Annotated in this window: 15 protein-coding genes; 2 read left to right on the top strand and 13 right to left on the bottom strand. The window is 71.7% G+C overall.

What is annotated here, in order from left to right:
* Window positions 1-261 precede the first annotated feature (261 nt).
* Window positions 262-7,182 (top strand): glycoside hydrolase domain-containing protein, encoded by a 6,921-nt coding sequence (locus ACIP4Z_RS04940; RefSeq protein WP_401305151.1) that lies wholly within the window; start codon window positions 262-264, stop codon window positions 7,180-7,182.
* A gap of 98 nt (window positions 7,183-7,280) precedes the next feature.
* Here ACIP4Z_RS04940 and ACIP4Z_RS04935 read toward each other — a convergent pair whose 3' ends face one another.
* The 11 genes from ACIP4Z_RS04935 to ACIP4Z_RS04885 all read right to left on the bottom strand — a co-directional run bounded on the left by ACIP4Z_RS04935 (window position 7,281) and on the right by ACIP4Z_RS04885 (window position 20,162).
* Window positions 7,281-7,772 carry a hypothetical protein gene (locus ACIP4Z_RS04935; protein ID WP_355336453.1) on the bottom strand — a complete coding sequence of 164 codons (492 nt, stop codon included), beginning with the start codon at window positions 7,770-7,772 and terminating at the stop codon, window positions 7,281-7,283.
* A complete protein-coding gene (locus ACIP4Z_RS04930; RefSeq protein WP_391042400.1) occupies window positions 7,756-8,247 on the bottom strand; it encodes a sigma-70 family RNA polymerase sigma factor in 492 nt (163 codons plus the stop codon). The genes ACIP4Z_RS04935 and ACIP4Z_RS04930 overlap by 17 nt, the downstream gene beginning before the upstream one ends.
* A 245-nt stretch (window positions 8,248-8,492) precedes the next feature.
* Window positions 8,493-9,104 carry a class F sortase gene (locus ACIP4Z_RS04925; RefSeq protein WP_391159578.1) on the bottom strand — a complete coding sequence of 204 codons (612 nt, stop codon included), beginning with the start codon at window positions 9,102-9,104 and terminating at the stop codon, window positions 8,493-8,495.
* A 146-nt stretch (window positions 9,105-9,250) separates the two neighbouring features.
* A complete protein-coding gene (locus ACIP4Z_RS04920) occupies window positions 9,251-9,622 on the bottom strand; it encodes a sortase-dependent protein (protein ID WP_401305149.1) in 372 nt (123 codons plus the stop codon).
* A 123-nt stretch (window positions 9,623-9,745) separates the two neighbouring features.
* On the bottom strand, window positions 9,746-10,390 hold the full coding sequence (locus ACIP4Z_RS04915; RefSeq protein WP_355336450.1) for a dihydrofolate reductase family protein: 645 nt from the start codon (window positions 10,388-10,390) through the stop codon (window positions 9,746-9,748).
* 192 nt (window positions 10,391-10,582) lie between these two features.
* Complete coding sequence (locus ACIP4Z_RS04910; protein WP_401305146.1) at window positions 10,583-12,382, bottom strand: choice-of-anchor P family protein; 1,800 nt, start codon at window positions 12,380-12,382, stop codon at window positions 10,583-10,585.
* Window positions 12,383-12,845: 463 nt separating this feature from the next.
* Complete coding sequence (locus ACIP4Z_RS04905) at window positions 12,846-13,193, bottom strand: hypothetical protein (RefSeq protein ID WP_355336448.1); 348 nt, start codon at window positions 13,191-13,193, stop codon at window positions 12,846-12,848.
* A 13-nt stretch (window positions 13,194-13,206) separates the two neighbouring features.
* On the bottom strand, window positions 13,207-17,796 hold the full coding sequence (locus ACIP4Z_RS04900) for a DUF6531 domain-containing protein (protein ID WP_401305144.1): 4,590 nt from the start codon (window positions 17,794-17,796) through the stop codon (window positions 13,207-13,209).
* A gap of 233 nt (window positions 17,797-18,029) precedes the next feature.
* Window positions 18,030-18,533: a PASTA domain-containing protein gene (locus tag ACIP4Z_RS04895; protein WP_355335804.1), complete on the bottom strand. Its 504-nt coding sequence runs from the start codon at window positions 18,531-18,533 to the stop codon at window positions 18,030-18,032.
* Window positions 18,530-19,099: a SigE family RNA polymerase sigma factor gene (locus ACIP4Z_RS04890; protein ID WP_401305979.1), complete on the bottom strand. Its 570-nt coding sequence runs from the start codon at window positions 19,097-19,099 to the stop codon at window positions 18,530-18,532. The genes ACIP4Z_RS04895 and ACIP4Z_RS04890 overlap by 4 nt, the downstream gene beginning before the upstream one ends.
* Before the next feature lie 121 nt (window positions 19,100-19,220).
* Complete coding sequence (locus ACIP4Z_RS04885; RefSeq protein WP_401305142.1) at window positions 19,221-20,162, bottom strand: LysR family transcriptional regulator; 942 nt, start codon at window positions 20,160-20,162, stop codon at window positions 19,221-19,223.
* Window positions 20,163-20,339: 177 nt separating this feature from the next.
* Between ACIP4Z_RS04885 and ACIP4Z_RS04880 the strand changes: the two genes are divergently transcribed.
* Window positions 20,340-20,723: a hypothetical protein gene (locus tag ACIP4Z_RS04880; protein ID WP_401305141.1), complete on the top strand. Its 384-nt coding sequence runs from the start codon at window positions 20,340-20,342 to the stop codon at window positions 20,721-20,723.
* Window positions 20,724-20,843: 120 nt separating this feature from the next.
* Here the strand turns inward: ACIP4Z_RS04880 and ACIP4Z_RS04875 are convergent, their stop codons facing one another.
* The gene (locus ACIP4Z_RS04875; RefSeq protein WP_401305139.1) at window positions 20,844-21,359 is read right to left on the bottom strand and encodes a hypothetical protein; all 516 of its coding nucleotides are present in this window, start codon (window positions 21,357-21,359) and stop codon (window positions 20,844-20,846) included.
* A 122-nt stretch (window positions 21,360-21,481) separates the two neighbouring features.
* Window positions 21,482-22,492 (bottom strand): serine hydrolase domain-containing protein, encoded by a 1,011-nt coding sequence (locus ACIP4Z_RS04870; protein ID WP_401305977.1) that lies wholly within the window; start codon window positions 22,490-22,492, stop codon window positions 21,482-21,484.
* Window positions 22,493-22,591: the final 99 nt, after the last annotated feature.

Here is a 22,591-nt window from a genome sequence, read left to right as displayed (position 1 = left end):
GGGCCGGTCCGCTCCGGCCGACGGGCCACCGGCCGCATGAGGCGCGCCCACGCCCCGGCCCGTGCGCCCGGAGCGCACCTTCTGTGCGGATTCCGTTCGTCCCCCGTACGCCTTTCCCGTGTCTGATGGTGGACGTCCGTGGGCGCTTGCGGGAATACTCCGGCGTGTCCACCGCCATCTCACTCTGCACGCTCCAGTGTTGGGTTGACAACGTTGTCGTCCCGGGGTCGTGCGTGCGTTCCGCGACTCCGGAGAGGCCACATGCCCATCAGATCCCACGCCCCGACGCCGCGCGTGACGCCACCGGGAGCCGCCCGCGGGCACCACGGCCGCCTGCGCGCCACGGTCGCGGCGCTGCTCACCGGGTCGCTCGCCTTCGCCGCGCTGGCGGGCGCCGGTACGGCCGCGGCGGCACCCTCGGCCAAAGCGTCCAACACGTCGCACACGTCCGGCGCGTCGAGCGGCACCGACTACACCAAGCTCATCGACCCCTTCGTCTCCACCGCGGGTGACGACGGCAACGACCTGCCGGGCGCCGAGGCGCCGCACAGCCTCGCCAAGGTCAACCCGCTGACCACACCGGGCCGCAACCACACCGGGTACGACTACAACGAGAGCCGCATCGCCGGGTTCACCGCGACGAATCTCGACGGCGTCGGCGGCTCGGGCGGCGGTGGTGACCTGCTGGTCGTCCCGACGTCCGTGCGCTACGACAAGCGCCCGGCGCCCAGCACATACGCGCACCCGTACAGCCACAACGACGAGACGGCGACGCCCGGTTACTACCAGGTGGGGCTCGGGTCGGTCTCCGGGACCGCCTCGGCGGTGACGCGGGACGCCGGGACCGTCAAGGCCGAGATGACGGCGACGACGCGTACGGCCCTGGAGCGCTACAGCTTCCCGGACGGCGCCGAGCCCCAACTCGTCCTCGACCTCGCGAACAACTTCACCAGCCGCACCCGCACGACGATGAAGGCGACGACGCTCCCGAACGGGACGACCTCGATCACCGGCCTCATCGCGGGTTCGTTCAACGGCGCCTCGTACCAGCTCTATTACGCCGCCACGACCAATGTCCCGGTGACCTCGCTGAAGAGCTGGGGCAACGACGGCACGCTGGGCGACGCGACCACGCGGGACGGCTCCGACGCCGGAGCGGTCCTCGGATTCGACACGGCGAACGGGCGCGACGTCGAACTGCGCGTCACGCTCTCGCCGATCAGCGCGGAACAGGCCGTGACCGACCAGCGCAACGAGGTCGGCGGCCTCACCTTCGACCAGGCGCGCGCACGGACGAAGGCGGAGTGGAACAGCACGCTCGGCGCCGTCGCCGTCAGCGCCTCCGCGACGTCCGACCCCGGGTCGACGCTCACCAAGGAGTTCTACACGCACCTGTACCGGATGTACGGGCTGCCGGTGAACGCCACCAGCACCAGCGGGACCTACCGCGGCGCGGACGGCGCGGTGCACACCGCGAACGGCTTCACGTACTACGACGGCTGGTCCACCTGGGACGACTTCAGGAAGTACTCGGTCGAGGCGTACATCGACCCGGCCACGTACCGGGACCTGGTGCAGTCGCTCATCGTGCTCTTCGCCGACGCGCACGCCTCGGGCAAGAGCCTCGGCAGCCTCACCCACTCGGTGCCGACCGTGCGGTGGGAGCGCTCGGCGGTGGTGATCGCCGACGCGCTGTCGAAGGGGTACAAGAACTTCGACCGGCTGGACGAGGCGTATCCGGCGCTGCTGTCGTACTCCGGGTTCTACACGGGCGCGCAGTTGCGCCAGGGATACGTCACCGGTGATCCCGGTACGACGGTCCAACGCGGTTACGACCAGTGGGCGTTGTCCGTCATCGCGGGAGCGCTCGGCAAGGACGCGGACGCCGCCAAGTTGCGCACGCAGTCGACAATGGCGATCGACAACCTGGTGAAGTCCGGTGCCTGGACCGCCGGTGACGGCACCAAGGTCGGTCTGCTGACCCCGCGCGCGTCCGGCGGCGACTGGCAGAGCGCCGACTACGAGAAGTTCGAGGCGGCCGGTCTCTACCAGGGCACGCTCTGGCAGTACCACTGGTACGACGCCTACGACATGGGCGGCCTCATCAAGGCCATGGGCGGCGCCAAGGCCGGAAAGGCCGCCGTTTACCACATGTTCGGCGAGGACTCCGCCCTCGACAACGGCTCGACCATGCTGCACTCCAACGCGAACGAGATCGACCTCCAGGCCCCGTACCTCTTCAACTACGTCGGCGAGCCCAGCCTGACGCAGAAGTGGGTGCGCGCCATCTACACCGGCTCGACCTGGAACCGGTACATCGCGACGGGCTCCACCAACGAAGCCCCCAGCGGCGGCGGCGAGTTCACCCCGCCGGTCAAGACGCAGGTCTACAAGCTCGCCCCGAACGGCTTCCTGCCGACCATGGACAACGACGCGGGCACCATGTCGACCATGTTCGTCGCGGCGGCCCTCGGCCTGTTCCCGGTGACCGCGGGCTCCAGCCAGTTCCAGATCGGCAGCCCGTTCTTCGACTCCACGACGATCACGTACGCCAACGGCTCGCGCTTCACGGTGAAGGCCGGCGGGGTCTCGCCGACGAACTACTACGTGCAGAGCGCGACCCTCAACGGCAAGCGTTTCGGCGACACTTGGCTGGACTACTCGCAGATCATCGCCGGTGGGACCCTCGACTTCACCATGGGCGCCAAGCCCTCCCGGTGGGGCGTCGACACCAAGCCCGCGTATTCGCTGGACACCGACACCGGCCACGGCGGCACCGGAACGGGCAGCACAGGCACCGTCATGTCCGCCCGCCCGGACACCGTCGCCACCGCCGCCGACGGCACCGTCCACGGCAGCGTGAAGCTCACCCTGTCGGGACCGGCGTCCTTCGCCGCCCGCAGCGGGACCAGCCTCACCAAGTCCGGCGCGGCGAGCGTGACCGGCCTGCCCGGCGGCGTGACGGCCGACCTCCGCGTGACCGGCTCGCGTACGGCGACGCTGTCGCTCACCGGCGCCGCGAAGGTCGACGCGCGCTACGGCATCACCTTCCGCGACGCGGCCTTCGCCCACGGCGTGCGCGCCTCCACGGTGAGCGGCACCGGCATCTCGGCGACCGACCCGCTGACCGTCTCCGCCGCCGCGGTGTACCGCGCCTCGCTCGGCGCGCTCGTCGACCAGGCGTCCCTGGTGCGCGGCGGCAACTACTCCGACGGCTCCTGGACGCTGTTCCGTTCGGCGCTGGAGCGCGCGCGGACCGTCCTCGCGGACACCGCCGCCAGGACGGGCACGCTCATGGCGGCGCAGGACGCGCTGCGTTCGGCCGCCGACGCGCTCACCATCGACGAGGGCGGCTACGCCGTACTCCAGGCCGAGGCCCCCGACCAGATGGAGGGCCCCGGCCTCGTGAAGGAGGCGTACTACTCCGACGGCGACCTCGGCGGGGTCACCGAGGGCGCCTGGGAGCGGTACAACAAGCTGGACTTCGGCGGGGTCGCCCCGCGCAGCGTCGCGGTCCGCTACGCCAACTCGCAGGCCACGAGCGCGAAGCCGAGCAGCGTGGACGTGCACGCGGGCGCCGCGGACGGCCCTGTCGTCGCCACCGTCTCCCTGCCCGGCACGGGCAGTTGGCAGACCTACACCACCGTGCGGGCGGCCGTCACCGACCCGGACGCGCTGCTGGCCGCGTCCGGTGCGACGTTCGTCTTCCACGCGCCGTCCGGCCAGCAGTGGGTGTCGAACTTCGACTGGTACCAGTTCTCGCCCGATGCGGTCTCCTCGTCGCCCTTGACCACGCTCGCCACGCTGACGGCGGCCAACAGCACGACGACCGGCGGCGGTTCGCTGCCGCTCAGTCTCGGCAACGGCATCTTCGAGAACACCACGAACGGCGCGTGGGCCCAGTGGAAGGCCACCGACCTCAAGGACGGCGCCGACACCGTCACCGTCAGCTATGACAAGCCGCAGTCGCGCGCCGCGTCCGACTCGCACCTCGAACTGCACCTCGGCTCGAAGGACGGCGAGAAGGCCGTCGACATCCCGCTCGACTACACCGGCTCCGGCTGGGGAACCCTCGCCACCGCGACCGTCCAGCTCGACCCGGCGGTCTTCACCGGCGTCCAGGACGTGTACGCCGACTTCGTCTCAAGCACCCAGTCGTCCTCGCAGCCGTACGTGGCCAACGTCTACTCGCTGACCCTGACGCGCACCGCCGACGCCCCGGTGGGCTTCGACGCCACCGCGTTCGACTCCAACAGCGGCGGCGGCCTCAAGAGCGAGCCGGTCGGCTGGACCGGCTCCGGCTCCACCACCGACCTCGGCGGTACGTACAACGGTGCCTGGGCCGGCTACGGCGCCGTCGACTTCGGGTCCGCCCCGAAGAACACCGTCACCTTCACCTACGTCAACAACTCCGCGCGCTGCGGCACCGGTTCCGCCGTCCAGCTCTACCTGGACTCCTTCGACGCGGCCGATCCGGGGACGCCGTACGCGACCGTCCCGCTGCCGGTCACCGGAAGCGCGTGGTCGTCGGGAGGCACGACGAGCCTGACGCTGCCCACGCCGGTCACCGGCACCCACACCGTCCACCTGCGGCTGCTGACGACTCCGGACTCCTCGCACCCGTACGTCGCGAATCTGGGCCGGATCACCTTCAGCCATGTCGACACGCCCACCGCGACGGACAAGACCGCGCTGCGCGAGGCGATCGACCGGTACGCGGGACTGTCCGGTGACGCGGCGCGCTACGACACGATCGACTTCGGCGTGTTCCGGCGTGAACTCGGCTTCGCGCAAGCTGTGTTGGCCGCCGACGACGCGGCCCAGCTCGAAGTCGACACGCAGACCCGCAGCCTCACCCTCGCCGCCGACCAGCTGATTCCGCTGCCCCGGCTGCGACTTGAGAACCTGGTCGGCACGGCGTCGGCCCTCGACAACGCGCGCTACACAGACGCGTCGTGGAAGGCGTTCACCACCGCCCTCGCGGCGGCCAAGGCGGCCGTCGCGGACGACAAGGCGACGGACACGACGCTCACCGCGCGCTACCAGGCCCTCGACCGCGCGATGTCCGCGCTCAGGACGAAGCCCAAGACCGTTCCGGCCGCGCCCGGCGCGGTGTCGGCGACCTCGTCCGGCGCGAGCGTGACCGTCGCCTGGGCCGCGCCGCAGGACACCGGCGGCTCGCCCGTCACCGGCTACCGGATCAGCCTCGGCGACGGCCACCAGGTCGAGATCCGCGACCCGAACAGCCGCGGCACGGTGTTCACCTCGCTCCCCGCGGGCCGCTCGTACACCGCGCGCGTCCAGGCGCTGAACGCCGTCGGCGCCTCGCGGCAGAGCGCCGCGACCGCGCCCGTGGTGACCGGCGGCGGCAAGCCGCAGAAGCCCCACGTGACGGGGGTGACCACGGACGGCAGCCACGTCCGGGTGACCTGGCGGGCGGCCGGAGACGGCGGATTCCCGGTCATCGGTTACACCGTGACCCTCGACGACGGTTCCAGCGCGCACCTTCCCGCCACGACCGGCACGGCGCTGCTCACGGTCTCGGGCAAGGCGGAGGGCAACACGGAGGGCAAGGCGGAGGGCAATTCGGCGGGCAAGTCCGAGGGCACGACGGCGGGCAAGTCCGAGGGCAATTCGGCGGCCAAGGCCAAGGCCCACTCGGCCACCGTCACCGCGGTGACGCTGGCCGGGACCTCGGACGACCCGGCCGCCGCCCAGGACGCGGCGGCCCCGGCGTACACCCCGTCCCCGTTCCCCGACGAGACGCTGAAGGCGAGCTACGCGTCGGACAAGTGGCCCGCGACCGGCGACGGTTCCGACTACTTCACCAATCTCCTCAGCGGTTTCGACCACCTCCCCTCCAGCGTCCTCGGCGCCAACTCCAAGGTCGCGAAAGGCGCGTCGCTCACCGCGGAGAACGACGAGATCGCGGTGCGCGTCAACAACGCGGCCACGCAGAAGGAGGTGGACAGGGCCGAGGTCGACGCGACGCACAGCGCCACCGTCACCCTGGCGGACGGCCTCGGGTCCCGGCTCGGCGCGATCTACAGCGACGCGCTGAGCGGCGGACAACTGCCCAAGACCAACGCCCTGTTCGGCCGGGTCACCCAGGGTCTCGACACCCACGACGCGGCCAAGGACCACTACGGCTACCTGCGCCCGTACGTCCGGCTCGGCTTCGTCGGCGACGGCGGGGACGTCTACGAGTCGCAGGACGGCTCGTACAGCGGCCTCGCCACCAGCGGCTCGTACCCGAGCGGTCACACGTACGGCGGTTACGAGGCCGGGACCGTACTGGCCACGCTCCTGCCGGAGTTGGCGCCGTCGATCCTCGCCCGCACCTCGGAGTACGGCGACAACCGGGTCATCCTCGGCTTCCACTACCCGCTCGACGTCATGGGCGGGCGCATCACCGGACAGGCCACCGTGGCCCACCGATGGGCCGACCCCGACTTCGCGCACCTGCTCACACAGGCCCACACCGAGATCGAGAACGTGCTGCTCGCGCAGTGCGAGCAGCGGGGATACGGCGACACGCTCGCCGCCTGCGCGGGCGACTCCTACGGCGGCCTCACCACGGCGCAGGACATCGATCTCTACACGCAGCGCCTGACCTACGGCTTCTCCCGTACGGGCAAGGCCGGTCAGCCCCTCACGGCGCCGGCCGACGCGGCGGCCCTGCTGATCACCGCGTTCCCCGACCTCACCGCCGGGCAGCGCACCCAGATCCTCCAGCAGACCGCCACCGACTCGGGCTACCCGCTCGACCTCACGGCGGACGGCGCACCGAGCTGGGAGCGGATCAATCTGGCCGCCGCGATGGCCGCGCGCGTCGTGGTCAACCACGACGGCTCGGTCACCGTCACCAACCACGCCGACGCCACGAAGGCGAGCGTCGCCGACGCGAGTGCCCTCAAGGTCGGGGGAGTCGCCGTCGACGGCTTCGACCCCGAGGTCTCCACGTATGTCGTCGACCTCCCCGCCAACGGCAAGGTCCCGGCCGTCACCGCCGTCCCGGCCCAGCCCGGCACCCGGGTCAAGGTCACCGACGGAAGCGCGGTCGTCTCCTCGACCGCGCCGCGCTCCACCACCCGCACCGTCACCCTGACTTCACCCAACGGCTCGGTGACCCGTACCTACACCGTCGCCTTCCACCGGTCCGCGCGGGGCAACGGGCACTGACCGCGCCCCGATCCGCCTAGCCCCGCGGGGCCCGACCGCATCCTGGCCGGGCCCCGCGGTGTGTTGCGGGGCTCGCGGACGCAACACCCCTGCGCGGCCTACCGGTTCGAGGTGGCGGGACCGTCCGAGGAACGGTCCGTCGGGCGGGCCGTGGTGGGGGTCGGAGTGGGCGAGGCGGAGGCGGATTTGGAGGGCGGTCCGGTCCGCGTGGCGGCGCTCGGGGACGGGGCCTGGGCCGTGGGCCGGGTCTTCGCCGTGGCGGGGGCGTCGGTCGGCGCGGGGCGCGGCGTCGGGGTGGTGGCGGCGGGCCTGGCCGCGGGGCCGCTCGCGGGCGGCGTGCCGAGCGGGATCGCGGGCGCGGCGGGCGACTGCGGTCCCGCCATGCGCAGCGGCAGCGCGACGAGGACGGCGACGGCGCCGGACAGGCCGACCCCGACGGCGATACGGAGCAGGCGGCGGCGGGCCGCGCCCCGGCGGATCTTCTCGTACCGGCCGGGCGGCAGCCCGAGATGGTCGGGGGCGGGCCGCAGGATGACCGTCAGCGGGTCCTCGGGGTCAAAGTCCTGACCGTCGTCAGACTGTGTGATCAAGGCTTCTCCTCAAGTGGGCGCGCAGCAGTTCCCTGGCGGTGTGGAGGTCGGACATGACCGTCCCCTCCTTGCGGCCGGTGAGCAGGGCTATCTCCCGGATCGGGAGGTCGGCGTAGTAGTGCAGCAGGATCGGCACGCGCAGGCGTTCCGGCAGCGACTGCACCAGCATGCGCAGCGACGGGTCGGTCTGCTCGGCCGGCGGCCGTACCGCGGCTTCCACGGTGGCCCGGCGTACGGCCCTGCGCTCGCGCTCCAGCTTGCGCCAATGATCCCGTACGAGATTGGTCGCGGTGACGTACAGGAAGCCGCGCGGCTCGGCCACCGCCGTCCAGCGCGCCCAGAGCCGGGTGAACGCCTCCGAGGCGATCTCGTGGGCCGTCTCGTCATCGTCGACCAGGCGGCGGCACCAGCCGGCGAGGCGCGGGTAGAAGGCGGCGAACAGCTCGGACGCTGCCTTCTCGCGGGACCGTTTCAACGCTCTCCATGTCGGGGGCAGGGTGGTGCTGTCGCGGACTTCTTGCGGGTCGTGCGGGTCGTCGCCGACTCTCGCGGTCTTTTTGGTTTCTTACGGTTCCTTATGTTTTCTTACGGTTCCTCACGGTCCTGTGCGGTCGCTCGGGGAGGGTCCCGGGCCGCCGACGTACGGGGATCGGCGGCGGCCCGGGACTCGGGGAAGGCGTCAGGAGACCGCCTTGGCTGTGGTTCGTCGTGACGCGCCCGCTACGGGATCAGCGAGGCGAAGACGATGACGTTGTCGCGGTAGCCGGTGCCTTCGCGCGGGCCGCCGCACGTGATGAGCCGCAGCTCGGGACGGTTCACGTCGCCGTAGACCGCGTCCGTCGGGAAGTCCGACTTGGCGACCGTACGGACGTCGGTGACGGCGAACCGCGCCGCCTCGCCGTTCTTCAGGCGTGCCACGATCCGGTCGCCCGCGCGCAGCCGCGAGAGGTGACGGAAGACCCCGTCCCCGTAGGCGCCGACCGTGACGTGGGCGAGGATCACCGAGGGGCCGGTCTGACCCGGTGTCGGCGAGCCCCGGTACCAGCCCGCGCGGTCGTGCGCCGTGATCGGCGGGACCTCGACGGTGCCGTCCGGGGCCAACCCCAGTTCCATGACCGGGGTGTTGACCCCGATGGCCGGGACCTCCAGCCGCACCGGGACCGAACGCGCCAGCGCGCGTACCGACTTCGCGGCGGGCCGCGAAGAGGGCGGTGCGCCGGTGGGACGTTCGGTCACGGCGGTACGGCTGGAGGTGTCACCCGAGGCGTCGCCCGCTGCGTGGCCCGCGGCGTGATGGCCGCCGCAGCCGGTGAGCAGGAGGGCGGCCGTCACCGCGGTGACGAAGGCGCGCCGGGGGCCGGTGAGTCGGAAGCCCGCGGTCCGGTCGCCCGCGGTCCGGTCGCCCGCGCCGCGGTCGCTCACGTCTCGGAATCCCGCGCCGCGGTCGCCCGCGCTCCGGTCGCCCGCGCGGCCGGAGGTCACGCCCCGGTCGCCCGCCGGCGGCGTACGAGGAGGACCGCCCCGCCGCCGAGCGCGAGCACCGCGGCCGCGCTTCCGCCGATCAGGCCGCCGTCGTTTCCGCCGTGCGAGGCCACCGGCGCCTCACCGGTGTTCGGCGCTCCCTTCGGCACCGCGGGGACCTGGCCCGACGTCGCCTTGGTCGGCGCGGGGGACGCGGAGGGCCGCGCGGACGAGGTGGCGTCCGAAGGCCCGGTCGACGGCGCGGCCGACTGCGTCTTCACGCTGGTCGGGGTGGGGGTCGGGGACGCCCCGTCGGCGAACGCGGGCACACCGCTCGCCAGCACGGCAGTGCACGCGAGTGCCACGGCGCTCAGAACAGTTCGGCGCATGAATCGCTCTCTTTCGTCGGCCCGCCCGCGCGGTCACGCGCGGGCTGAGGTGCGGATCGACTGAAAAGACGAGACGCGGGCGGAACGGATTGTAAAGAGCTGGCAAAGCCGCCGAACGGTGCTTCAGGCGCCCTGCCCGGCGTCGCGGTCGACCGCGCTCATGTCGCCGGTGCCGGGGACGCCGTCGGCGCGCGCGTACCGCAGGTGCACGGTGCCCTTCGGGCTGGCCACGGGCGGTGCGAGCAGGGTGACGTTCGTGGGGACCGCGCCGCCGTCGAACACCTTCTTCCCGACGCCCAGCATGATCGGGTGCACCCAGAGGTCCAGCCGGTCGAACAGCTTCTCGCGCAGCAGCGTCTGCACCAGGTTCAGGCTCCCGACCACCTTGATGTGCTCGTGCCGCTCCCGCACCTCGCGCACCGCCGCCACCAGGTCCGGCCCCAGGTGCGTCGACCCCGCCCACGACAGATCGGGCGTACCCCGCGAGGCCACGTACTTCGGCACGCTGTTGAAGAGCGTGGCGAACCCCCCGTTGTCCCCGTCCTTCTGATGCGGCCAGTACCCGGCGAAGATGTCGTACGTCCGCCGCCCGAGCAGCAGCGCGTCCGTCCCCTCGTACGCCGCGTCCACCTGCGCCCCGGCCACCTCGTCCAGCATCGGCACCTGCCACCCCCCGTACGAGAACCCCTCCGGATCCTCCTCCGGCCCCCCGGGCGCCTGCCCCACCAGGTCCAGCGTCGTGAACAGCTCGATGTGAATGAGACCCATGACGTACTCCCGATCGGTGTCTTTTCCCCGTCCAAGAGGTAGACCCCCACCACCCCCCGAACTCATCGCCCGGCGTCGGGCCGCTGCCGGCTGACCGGGTCCGGTCCGGGGGCCTTCTCTCGGCGTGGAGCCGCCCTGCCCGGGGGTGTCCGCGCGGCCCCGGGCAGGGCGGGTGGGTCGGGTCGGGTCGGGTCAGGTGGCGGGGCAGGGGTCGGTGGAGGTGAGGAGGGCGGCGGTGCTCTGGGCGATCGTGACGTGGACGCCGGTGAGGAGGGTCAGGGAGAGGGCGGTGACGGTGATGCCCTTGCCTCCGGCGACGGTCGTCTGCTGATTGATGACGAGGGAGCCGACGAGCGGCAGGGCGATGGTGGTGTTGGGCGCGGCGTTGGCGGCGACGGTGACACCGGCGACGCGGAGGTTGGTCAGGACGGTGGAGCCGGTCGAGGAGACCGGTCCTGGCCCGGTGTCGGTGAGGGACTGCCGCGCCCGGGCCGAGGTGCCGACGAGGTCGGCGGTGATCAGGCCGCCGAGGAGATTGACGCCGGTGGTCTGGGCGTGGGCCGCGGCCGTACGGGTCCCGTCGCTGTCGACGGTCCCCGAGGCGTCGGTGGTCAGGACACCGAGGTTGCCGACGGTGCCGAGCCCGGCGCTCACCACGGAGTGGCTGTCGCTGCCGGGCAGCGGCGTGCAGGAGTGGGCGGACGGTGCCAGCGGCCCGATGTTGAGCAGCGGCGAGGTGAGCCGTACGCCGTGCGCGCGGGCGTCGAAGACGGGCGCGGTGAAGGTCACCGAGGCGCAGCCCGGCAGGTCGACGCCGACCGGGTCGGTGATCGACGAGCCGCAGATCTGGTACGTGCCACCGTCGTTGGAGGTGAGCTTGACGGTGGCGGTGCAGGACTGCTGACCGGCGGCGAGGTCACCGCTCACGGTCACCGTGCCGTCCGCCGCGTTCGCGGTGGCCGTTCCCGTACCGCAGTCGGTGGTCGCGCTGCTGCCGTCCAGCCGCAGCCCGTCCGGGAGTTGGGCGCCGAAGGACCAGCCGTTCTTGGCGGCCAGCTCACTGGTGTTGGTGACGGTGAAGGTCAGGGTGGTGGGCGCGCCCACGGGCAGGTGCGCCGGTGCGAAGCCCTGGTCGAGCTGCGGAGTGGCGTCCAGCAGACGGACGTTGTCGATCGCGCCGTCGTTGCCGTTGCCGCTGGCCTGCTCGTTGACCAGCCGGATACCGGCCGAGTCGCCGCTGAACAGCACCGAGCCGTTGCTGGCGTACGTACCCACCGAGGTGCCGCCGATCACCGAACCGGGGTTCTGGCACGGGTCGATGGGGGAGGTGAACGCGGCGCGCGCGGTGCCGCCGTCGAGCAGGTAGAAGGCGAGCAGGGGGTGGCTGGCGAAGCAGTTCTGGGCCGCCGCGTCCACCGAGAAGGTCAGGAACCGGTGGTTCGCGCTCAGCGGGATCGGCCGTACGGTCTCCAACTCGGTGCGCCCGGCGCCCGGATCGCCCGAGGTGTAGGCGGTGAGCGAGTGGTTGGTGGACGCGTTGCCGCCCGCCCACGTGCCCAACGCGACGGCCATCTGCTTGTTCGCGTTCCAGAAGCCGCCGCAGTTGACGCCCGGCGGGGGACTCGCGGGGCCCTGCTGCGAGACGAGCAGACCGTTGCAGGAGGTCAGCCACGCCGGATCGGCGGTGTACGTCTGCGCCAGCGGCGCCGCGCCCGTGTAGTCCGGCAGCGTCGTCACCGCCGGGCCCTGACCGTTCTCGAAGTCCTCCGTGAACACGCTCGTCGGCGCGCTCGGCGTACCGGGCTGACCGGGCGTGTTCGCCTGCGCCGGGCCGCCCCCGACCAGTGATCCCGTGGCCAGCACGGTCACCCCTAACAGCGCCGTGGCCACCCGCCTGCGCCACCGCCGGTCCGCCCGGCCACTGGCCCCGCCGCTCCCTTCGCCGCGCCGTCTTCCGTCGATACCGGTATCTGCCAGGCCGAAGCCTCTCATCGACAATCTCCTTCGTACGGGCACGCCGGTGCGCCGTCCGATCGCTCGTCCACAGGCCCGCCGTGCCGACGCGTTGCGCGTCTGCGGTCACCCTCCCCGCCCCCCGCCCCTGCGCACATCGGCGCGCGCCGCCCCGCTTGATGCACACGAGGTCCCGTACGCCGCACAAGCCGGTGCGTACTGCCGCAAGCCCCCGGTCTGTGCCCGCCCGACCGATTCGGGAGGTTTGCCGAGCCGTTTCCCGGCGATCACGCGGTCCGCCGGACGGGACAGGCGGGCGCAGCACCTCCGCCAATCCTCCCGACCGGCACCGCGCGTCCCGGATACCACCCGGCCGACCGCGCGACACGTTCGGTCAGCGCGGACCAACGCGGCGGGACCGGGCCGCCGCCCGGCACCGGCCGACGCCGGTCGCCCCCGTGGATCGGCCTCTCCAACGCCCGGCCCCGTGTTCCGCGAGCGGTCAGTCGCCGAAGTGCTGGGGCAGGTCTCCGGCATCCCAGAGCGCGTCGAGCTTGGCGAAGAGCGATTCCAAGTCCTTCAGGAGGATGTCGCGCGCCGCTTCGGGGAGTTGGAGGAGCGGGTCATCGAAGCTCGGCCCGGCGTCGGGGCCCGTCCATCCTTTGTGGCGCCGACAGGACGCGCACCACATGTAGGTGATGCGTACGGTGCGGTGGGGTCCCACCCGCCGGTAGACGTACGTCCGCACCGCGACGGCTCCGCATGCCGGGCAGGCGCGCTCACCGGGTTCATCGACGAATCTCGGGCCGGCCAGTAGCTGCTGGACCTGCTCCGCATCGAATTCCCGCACCGCTCGCCCCTCGTCAACCTGTCCTGGACTTGAACAGCGACAGCATACGTTGGCCGTATTCCTCCGCCGCGTCCTCCGTGCCGCCCCAGATATGACTGGGCGCGACGGTCTCGCCCCACAGCGGCTTCGAATTGAGCGACAGCCGGAACTGCTGATGGTGGTAGATCTCGTGGAAGACGGTGGCGACGCCCTCGTCCATGCTGCGCAGACCCAGGTCGGAGATCTGGATCAACGGCAGCCCCCGGGGCCCGAGTTGAGGCGTGCCGGACACCAGGTGCGGGCTGTTGCCGAAACCGAGTCCGGTCGGCGTGTGGATCTCGGGAACGTGCACGATGTCGTAGTGGCTCACGGACATGTCCGCCTTGCCCAGCGCCATGCGCAACTGCCGGATGCTGATGGGCGCACCGAGCTGGCCGCCGGGAAGGCCCTGCGACGGGCCCCGGAACACGTTGATCAACGAGGAACAGGGTGAGAGGCCGAGCGGATCGGCCAGCACCGTGGGGTTGATGACATCGGCGTAGTCGTCGGCCCCCGGAGCCAGACCGAGCGGATCGGGGCTCAGGTAGCGTCCGGTCTCGGGGTCGAAGTAGCGGTGGTAGTTGTAGTCGAGGCCGGTCTCGGGGTCGTGGTAGCGGCCCGGACTGCGCAGCGGGCAGTCGACCGGGTCCCCGGCGGCCGTCTCCGACGCGGCAGCCGCGGTTTCCTCTTCCGCCGTCCGCGTGGTCTCCGGCAGCCACGGATGACCGCGTCGCCGCCAGGCGACGGCGCCTTCAGGACCGACGAGTTCGGTGGGAGCACCGGCCAGGTCCGTGATGACGGCGAGGAACCGGCGGTCGATCTCTTCCTGCGGCAGGTCCGCCACCGCCTCGGCCGTACGCCTGCTCTGCACCTGCGCGACCGCGCGCGGGCCCTCTCCCAGCAGGCACTCCCAGGTGGTGACCGCTTCGTGGGACCCGGTGACCACGGTGTCCGCCGCCGCGGCCGGGACGCGCACCTGCTCCGCGAGGACCTCTCCGTCCCAGGCGAACCGGACTTCCCCGGCCGCACTGCCGTCCGCCGTCACCAGCTTCTTGGACGTACGGCGTCCCAGCGCGTCGTAGGCGTACGCGGCGACACTGCCGTCCGGGTTGGTGACCGACCGGAGCCGGTCCTCCGCGTCCCACCCGAAGGTCCAGCGCAGCCGACCGCCGGACAGCAGCATCCGGGTCTTGACGGCGACGCGGCCCCGCTCGTCGTACGTGTAGCGGACGCGGCCGGAACGCAGCACCCGCGATCCCGACACCTCAGGAAGCGGCGGACGCCGGTCGTCCGGCCCGGCACCGCGGGGATCACCGGTGTCGACGTCAGTGATCCGCCCGGCGGCATCGAGCGTGAACCGGTGCGTGCCGCCGACGAGTTCGGCGATCTCCGTCGGATATCCGTCGGGCCGGTAGCGGTACCTGCGCTCCTGGACCGGGCGCCCGCTCGCCTCGTCCACGAGGGACTGGACCGTCAGGCGGCCGACCGGGTCCCAGCTCTGCCGCAGCCGGGCCGCCTGCCCCAACCGCCGCTCGGTCTCCCGGCCGTCGCGGTCGTAGGTGAACTGGAGCGACTGGTCACCCATCCGCAGGCCCACCGGTCGGTTGCCCTCGTCGTAGGTCCACGCACTCTCGACGCCCGAGGGAGTCCGGCGGCCGATCCGGCGTCCCATCGCGTCGTAGCGGCTCGTCATGACCAGCCCGTCGCAGCTCTCGGCGACGAGCCGACCGCCCTCGTCGTAGGTGAACTCCACGACGGCGGAGGCGTTTTCGGCGCGCAGCATGCGACCGGTGGCCGAGTAGGCGAAGACCGCGTCGCCGTCGGGCGTGACCATCCTGGTCACTCGTCCGCCCGAGTCCCGCTCGTAGCCGGTCGTCCCCCCGTGGGCGTCGACACTGCCGATGAGCTGCCGCGCGGCGTCGTAACGGTGCGTGCGCGTACGCCCGTTGAAGTCGGTCTCACTGACCAGGTTGCCCACGGCGTCGTAGGTGTACGACCAGGTCAGACCGTCGTCGTTGCGCACCTCGGTCAGTCGCAGCTCGGTGTCGTAGGTGTAGCGCAGACGTGATCCGTCGGGTGCGGTCCGCTCGGCCGGGAGACCGAAGTGCGTCATCGTGAAGCGGTGCACACCGCCCGCCGGATCGCGGTAGGCGACAAGGTCGCCCTCGGCGTCGTACTCCCACTCCTCCGCCGAACCGTCCGGCCGCCTCCGCCACAGCGGCCGGCCCTCGGACGACCAGCCGGTCCTGACGGCCTGTCCCGTGTGATCGGTGACCTCCGCGACACGGCCGAAGGCGTCACGGACGTACGCGGATTCCCCGCCGTCGGGGTCCACGACCGCCACGGGCAGCCCGGTCGCGTCGGTCCGTATGCGCCGGGTCGCGCCGAGAGCGTCGGTGACCGACGTGAGCGCGCCGCGGTCGTCGTACGTGTACGCGGTCGTCGCACCGGCCGCGTCCGTGGTGTCCAGCAGATTCCCGTGCGCGTCGAACCGCTGGCCGACCCGCGCCCCGTCCGGATCGACGGCCCGTACGGGAAATCCGAGGTCGTCGTACTCGATCCGTGCGACGGCGCCGTCCGGATAGGTGATGCCGGTGCAGTGGCCCAGGCCGTCGTACGTGTAGCGCGTCGTGCGTCCCAGCGGATCCGTACGGCTCAGCAGCCGGTCGTAGCGGTCCCACGCCGATGTCGTGCTGTGCCCGAAGTGATCGGTCTGCCGGATCAGTTGGCGAGCGACGTTGAACTCGTAGGTCGTCGTGGCGCCGACCGAATCGGTGGCCACCGTCGTCCCCGGCGCGCTGTCGTAGACATAGCTGTAGGCGAGGACGCCGTCGGTTCCCCCGGTGCGGACGCAGCGGCCCTGGTCGTCGTAGGCGTACGTGTACCAGGTGTCGTTGCGGTCCTGCCAGCGGGTGATGCGGCCCCGGTCGTCGTAGCCGAAGGTCAGGGGCACGCCGGAGGAGTCGGTGACGGCGGTGAGGTGGCCGTCGGTGTAGCCGAACGCGCACAGGGCGGGCCGGTCATCGGCGGAAGCCAGGTGGAGGGCGGTGATCCGGCCGTCCGCGGTGCTGACGGCGACGCGGTAGCCGCCGCTGTGGGTGACGTCGACGGGGGCGCCGAGGTCGTCGTACGTGATCACGATCCTGTTGGCGTTGCGGTCGGTGATCTCCGCCAGGGCCAGCCCCCCGCGCGGCTGCGCCCGGAAGCGCAGGGTGCGACCGGTGTCGGGCTGGGCGACGGTCATGGTGCTGCCGGGGGTGCCGTCCCAGGTCAGGGGCCAGCGCGGGCCCTCGACGGGGAGCAGTGGGTGGCCGGGCTCAGGTACCGGGTAGTGCAGGACCATGCCGTCGGCGGTGGTGAACCGCACGCCCTGGTCGTCCAGGACCAGCCGCTGGTCCAGCGTGGACGCCCAGGTCGGCCCGAACCACCGGCCGCCGCGGAACCCGGTGCGATGGGCGCGCTCCAGCAACAGCGGGAGGATGCCGGGCAGATGCACGTCGGTGGCGGACATGACCATCTCACCGGTGGCCATGTCGATGGGGTCGCCCGAGGTGAACAGGCCCTTGATGGTGCGGCCGGCGTCCCGTATCGCTCCCGCGCCCTTGCGGACACTGTTGGCGATGTTCTCCAGGGCCTTGCCGGATTTGAGGAGGGCGGGGAGTTCGCGGGCCATTTTGAGGAGGCCGCCGGCGGTGGTGAGGCCCTTGAACATCGGGATGCAGTCCAGGGCCGCGAACAGGACATCCCAGAGGCTGGCCTGGCCTTTGAGGTACTTCATGACGGTGTCGGCCAGGACCAGGACGGCGGCTGCGAGGACGAGCCAGGCCAGGGGGCCGCCGATGATCAGGACGACGATGCCCAGCACCGCGACGATGACCTTGCAGACCGCGATGATGTCGTCCCAGTGGTCCGCGACCCAGTCGACCGCCTTCTCCCACCAGTGCTTGTTCCTGATCCCCGCATCCGACGCCTCATGCAGCGCGTGCTGGGCGGTGGACGCCGCGTCGTCCCTGAGCTGGGCCGCGTCGGCCGCGAGTTGCTTCGCCGCGTCGAGCTTGGCCTGCGCGCTGTGGACGGCGGTGGAGGCGGTGGTGTGGGCGCTCTGAGCGTCCGTGGCATTACGGGCCGCCGCCCGCACCTCCTCCGCCGACGGCGGCGGCACGTCCGGCTTCGGGTCCTCCTGGTAGGACTTCGACTTGTCCTGGGCCCGCTTCACCCACGCATCGGCGTTCGTGAGCTGCGACTTGGCGGTGTCCAGCTCCTGCCGCGCCGTGCGCCCCTGCGCCAGCGCCCGGTCCGCGTCACCCTGCGCGGTCTCCAGCTTCGGCCAGTAGTCGTCCAGAGCACCCGACGCGAGGCGGTAGGACCGCTCGAGCTTGTCCAGCTCACCGGGAAGATCCCCGAACTGCCGCCGGTACGCGTCACCCGACAGCCCCGCCCACTCCTGCACCACGGAGTCACCGCTCAGACCCCGCACCGACCGCAGCGCCGAGGCGACATCATCAGCGAAATCCCCCAGCTTCCGCGCGAGTTCCTTCACCTCGAACGGATCACCCGGCACCGGATCCCGGTCCAGATCCAGCACATCCCAATCCGTCGGACGCCCCGTCACCCCGCCAGCACCCCCATCAGCCTCGGCGAACGCCCCCATCCTTCCAACGGCCCTCAGCCCTCGAAAGACGCCCCTGCTCACTCCGACGTCCCACGGGCAACTCATAGTTCCCGGCGCCCCGGCCCGAGCCGGTCGCTCCGTAGCATGGGGCAGGGGTGGTGGCCCCGGTATCGGCGGGGCCACCACCCCTGTGATGATCTGTCAGGTCACCCCGCGCAGAGGGTCAGATTGACGGTGTCGCCCTTGTGGACGACGGTCGGGGCGTGCGGGGAGACGGCGATGACGGTGCCCGGCTTGCAGCCGGGGGAGGCCGTCTTGATGACCCGGCCGATCTTGAGCTGGGCCTTGTCCACCAGGACGGGCCTGGCCAAGTCGAGCGTGAAGCCCGCCAGTTGGATGGGGATCTCGCCGTACTGCACGGTGGTGCGGTTCTTGTCGGTCGTGGCGGACGTGTGGGCGGCGGGCCGCGAGTCGTGCGAGCCGCCGGTGGTGCCGATGGCCAGGGCGGTGCCGGTGCCGGCCACGACGAGGGCGGTGGCGATACCGGCGATGGCCGTGGCCCGCTTGCGACGGGCCCCGCGCGCGATGGCCGCGGTGTCGAAGTGCGGCGCCTCTGCGCCGTTGACGAAGTCGTTCATGGAGTTCACCAGTTCCTGCTCGAAGGGTGTGTAACCCGTGCAGCCGGAAGGCCGCGAACCGTGTGACGTCATCGTGTTCCTTCCGTGGGCTGCGGCGGCGAAGGGGCGGAGGGCGCGGGGAACCGGCCTCTGAGCTTGTCGATTCCGCGAGTGAGCTGGGACCGTACGGTGCTCAGCGAGATCCCCAGATCGGCTGCGATCTGGGCGTCCGACAGGTCGTGGAAATACCGCAGCACCACGACCGTCCGCATGCGCATCGGCAGACCCTGAAGAGCGCGGACCAACTGGTCCCGGGTGTCCACCTGTCCGTACTGGTCCCCCGGAGCGGCCCTGTCGACGCCGTCCTGAAACGGGACCGTACGGCGGAATCTGCGCCATCTGTCGTTGGCCAGATTCACCATGATCCGCCGTACGTACGCGTCCGGGGAGTCCTTGGCGGCGATGGTGCGCCACTTGCGGCACGCCCGTTCCAGAGTCTCCTGGACCAGGTCCTCCGCCGTCTGCCGGTCTCCCGTCAAGACGAGCGCGCCGTGGAACAGTACGGCCGACCGGGCGACGACGAAGGCGTGGAAGTCGTTCTCCACCGGCTCGGGTCCGCTCAGTTCCGTACGCGGTATCCGCTCGGTTGCCAGTTCCAGATCCACACGCTCCTCCCTTCCTGTCACCCCTCCTTGACGTGGAAGCGGCCCCGTCTGCTGCACGGCCCCGGTGTGACCTGGATCACGGATCTGGCCTCGCCGGCCGGGTACGGCCGGTCGCCTACCGCGCGAGCACGGCGGACGCCGCCTGCCGGATCGCGGCCACAGCAGGGCGAGTTCGGGAGGCGGCCGACCAGGCCAGGGCGGAGGTGCAAGGTGCCACGTCGCTCAGATCGACGTACGCGACCCCGGGACGGGGGAAGAAGCCGCGGGCCGCCGCGGGGAGAAACGCCACGGCGGTACCGGCCGAAACGGTGTGGAGCAGCGCTTCCAGGTCGGCCGCGACCGGGCCGTACCGGACGGGCGAACCGTCCGGGCGCGGATCGGTCACCCAGAAGTCCCACCATGGGCGCGGTACTTCGGGAGGTACGTCCACCACCGGCCGACCCGCGAGATCGGCGAGCGCTACCGAGGCGCGGGCCGCGAGCGGGTCGTCGGCGGGCAGGCAGACGACCCGCGCCTCGCTGGCCATGTGGAGCGACTGAACCCCCGGCGGGACCGGCGGGCGCGAGAAGACCACGTCGACCTCGCCGTCGATCAACCGGGTCATGTGGTCGACGAAGTTGAGGTTGCGGATCTCCACGGTGATCCGCGGGTATCGGCGGCGGAGTTCGTCAAGGACGGCCCGGGCATGCGGCATTGACGTCTCGGCGCCGATCGCCCCCACCACCAGTTGTCCCGACGGCCCCCTGGCGTGTTCCCGCGCGGCCTCCCGCAGACGGTCCATCTCCCGTACCACGGACTCCGCTTGGGGAAGCAGCGCCAGACAGCCCTCGGTCGCCTCCACCTTCCGGCTGCCGCGCTCGAACAGCGGGAAACCGAGCCGCTCCTCCAGAGCCCGCACCTGTCTGCTGAGGGCCGGCTGCGACATGAACAGCCGCGCCGCCGCTCGCCCGAAATGCAACTCCTGCGCGATGACGAGCAGGAGCCGTAACTGGTGGACAGTGGGTTCGGGCCGACCCGGCCTGCTCGCCCTGCCGGTACCGTCCTCGGCTTCGGTCATAACCGTCAGTTTATGGATCAGGCCCTGAGTGTCATCGCCCCGTCCTGGAATTCCCGAATGGCCCTTGAAACGATTGGGTCACGCGGGGCGCATGGTGCGCCTCGGGGAGGGGACACGATGAAATTGCGTGGGCGTTCGGAGGCACGTGTCGGAAGGCGGCGGATCCGGGCGGGCCGGTTGGCGCAGGCGGCTGGTGTCGCCGTCGTCGCCACCGCCGCGGCTGTCGTGGCGGCGGGACCCGCGAGCGCCGGTACCGGCGCCATTTACACCACGGACGGCAATCCGGGCGGGGAGGCGTATTACACCGGCGTGGGCGACACCCTCCTTGCCTGTGACATCCAGGCGGACGGCTATCGCGCCTTCGCGGAGATGATCTGGATCGGTTCGGGAAAGAGCAATGTCGTGACGGTCGAGGACGCGGACGGCGCCAATGGAAATTGCGCGCAGAACGACTCGGCGAACATCCCCAGCGGAACCGCCATCAGTATCACCGTCTGCCTGAAGGACGGCGCGAACGGCGCGCGCAAGTGGTGCGCCACCGAGCACGGGAAGGCCAACTGACCCGGCCTGACAGCACCGACCGATCACGGCCGTCTCGGTCTGAACCGGTGTGCGTGTGACTGCGGTTGGACGTCAGCGGCGCAGGGGGGTGCTGACGTCCAACCGCCGCACGTGCGGGTCCTACGCGGTGGGGGTGTCGGTGTCGAGGGTGTTGGTGTGGCGTTCGGTGAGGGGGCCGACGCGGAGGTCCTCGCGCATGAGTTTGCGCATGTCGGCGGCGGCTTTGCCGCGTGCTTCCCAGCGGGCGCGGTCTTCGGTGCTGCCGAGGGCGGTGCCGGCGGCGTAGCCGTCGCAGATGCGGCGCAGGCAGTGGAAGACGTTGTTGGAGGCTTTGACGACGGGTTCGGGTGCGATGAGCCACATGCGTTCCGAGGCGGTGGCGATGCCTGACTCCCGGAAGGCTTCGCGCAGCGCGAACGCCCGTGCGTCGTCGGAGGGGTGGTCCCGTCCGGCCAGGGCCCGCAGGGTCTCGCCGAGCACTTTCACCGTGCTGGTGTACTGCGTGTAGATGTCCAGCCGCAGCCGGAGGGCTTCTTTGTCGTCCTCGCGCTTCCAGCGGTTCCGGTCGGCTATGAGGGTGGCGACGATGCCGATCGCGGCGCCGGCCAGGGTGGAGAGCAGTGGCAACCAGTCCATGCGGGCCACCTTGGGCCATCGCGTGACGGCGGCGCCAGGGGACGCCGGGACAGGACCCGTTGGCCGTCGGTATCCCGCCGCCCGTCCGTATCGCGCCTGCCGTCCAAGGAGTTGACGGCCCGTCACTCCACAGTGGCCGCCGCCGTGTGGAAGGCGTGGCGGACGGCGGTGATGCCGTCGGCGGTGCGGGAGGGGTGGACGCGGTTGGTGAGGAGGACGGCGTAGCGGGCGGTGGCGGGGTCGATCCAGAGGCTGGTGCCGGTGAAGCCGGTGTGGCCGAAGGAGTCGGGGCCGGGGGAGGGGCCTACGGGGGAGCCGACCGGGTCCTGGCCCTGCCAGGCGAGGCCGCGGCGCAGGGCGAGGTGGTCGGTGTGGGGGGCCGTCATCTCGGCGAAGGTCTCGGGGCGCAGCAGTTCGCGCGCGCCGCCCGCGAGCGACCGGCCGAGCCGTTCCACGTCCGCGAGAGGGGCGAACAGCCCGGCGTGGCCGCCGACTCCGCCCATGACCACGGCGTTCTCGTCGTGCACCTCGCCCGCCACCACGCGTCCGCGCCAGGGGCAGTCCTCGGTGGCGACGGCCCGCGCGCGGCCCGCCTCGTCCGGGTTGAAGCCGGTGTCCTTCAACCCGAGCGGCGCGCAGACCAGTTGGTCCACGAGTGCGTCCAGCGGTTCGCCCGCCGCGCTCTCGGCGATGAGGCCGAGCAGGATGAAGCCCTGGGAGGAGTACTCGACCCGGGTGTCGGGCGCCGAGCGCGGCGGCAGGAGGCGCAGCGCCTCCAACAGGGCCTCGCGCGTGGGGTGTTCGCGGTAGAGCTGGACCTGGCCCGGCAACCCCGAGGTGTGCGTGAGCAGGTGCCGTACGGTGAGATCCGCCTTGTCGCCGCCCCGGTAGGCCGGAAGATACCGTCCGACGGTGCCCGCGAGGTCCAGCGCGCCGCGGTCGACCAGGGCCATCACGGCGAGGCCGACGACGGGTTTCGTCACCGACGCCAGGTCCCACAATTCGTCGCCGTTGAGGGCGGGTCCGTCCCAGGCGCGGGTGCCGGTCCAGCCGCGGTCCAGCGGACCCGCCGCCGTACCGACGGACCAGGCGGCGCCCGAGTACGCGCGGCGCGTACGCCCGGCGGCGACGATCTCCCCGAGCGCGCTCCCGACGCCAGCTCCGACTCCGACACCGGCCCCGTCCCCGACTCCTGCGTCAGCCCCGGCCTCGACGTCAGCCCCGCCCCCGAC

This window comes from Streptomyces sp. NPDC088910 (assembly GCF_044749865.1).
Classification (GTDB): domain Bacteria; phylum Actinomycetota; class Actinomycetes; order Streptomycetales; family Streptomycetaceae; genus Actinacidiphila.
This window is presented reverse-complemented; position numbering and strand designations above follow the sequence as displayed.

Bases quoted from the DNA above. Each gene is read 5' to 3' on its own strand.
- ACIP4Z_RS04895 (WP_355335804.1), bottom strand. From the start codon at position 18,533: ATGACGTCACACGGTTCGCGGCCTTCCGGCTGCACGGGTTACACACCC.
- ACIP4Z_RS04885 (WP_401305142.1), bottom strand. From the start codon at position 20,162: ATGACCGAAGCCGAGGACGGTACCGGCAGGGCGAGCAGGCCGGGTCGG.
- ACIP4Z_RS04920 (WP_401305149.1), bottom strand. From the start codon at position 9,622: ATGCGCCGAACTGTTCTGAGCGCCGTGGCACTCGCGTGCACTGCCGTG.
- ACIP4Z_RS04875 (WP_401305139.1), bottom strand. From the start codon at position 21,359: ATGGACTGGTTGCCACTGCTCTCCACCCTGGCCGGCGCCGCGATCGGC.
- ACIP4Z_RS04915 (WP_355336450.1), bottom strand. From the start codon at position 10,390: ATGGGTCTCATTCACATCGAGCTGTTCACGACGCTGGACCTGGTGGGG.
- ACIP4Z_RS04940 (WP_401305151.1), top strand. From the start codon at position 262: ATGCCCATCAGATCCCACGCCCCGACGCCGCGCGTGACGCCACCGGGA.
- ACIP4Z_RS04910 (WP_401305146.1), bottom strand. From the start codon at position 12,382: ATGAGAGGCTTCGGCCTGGCAGATACCGGTATCGACGGAAGACGGCGC.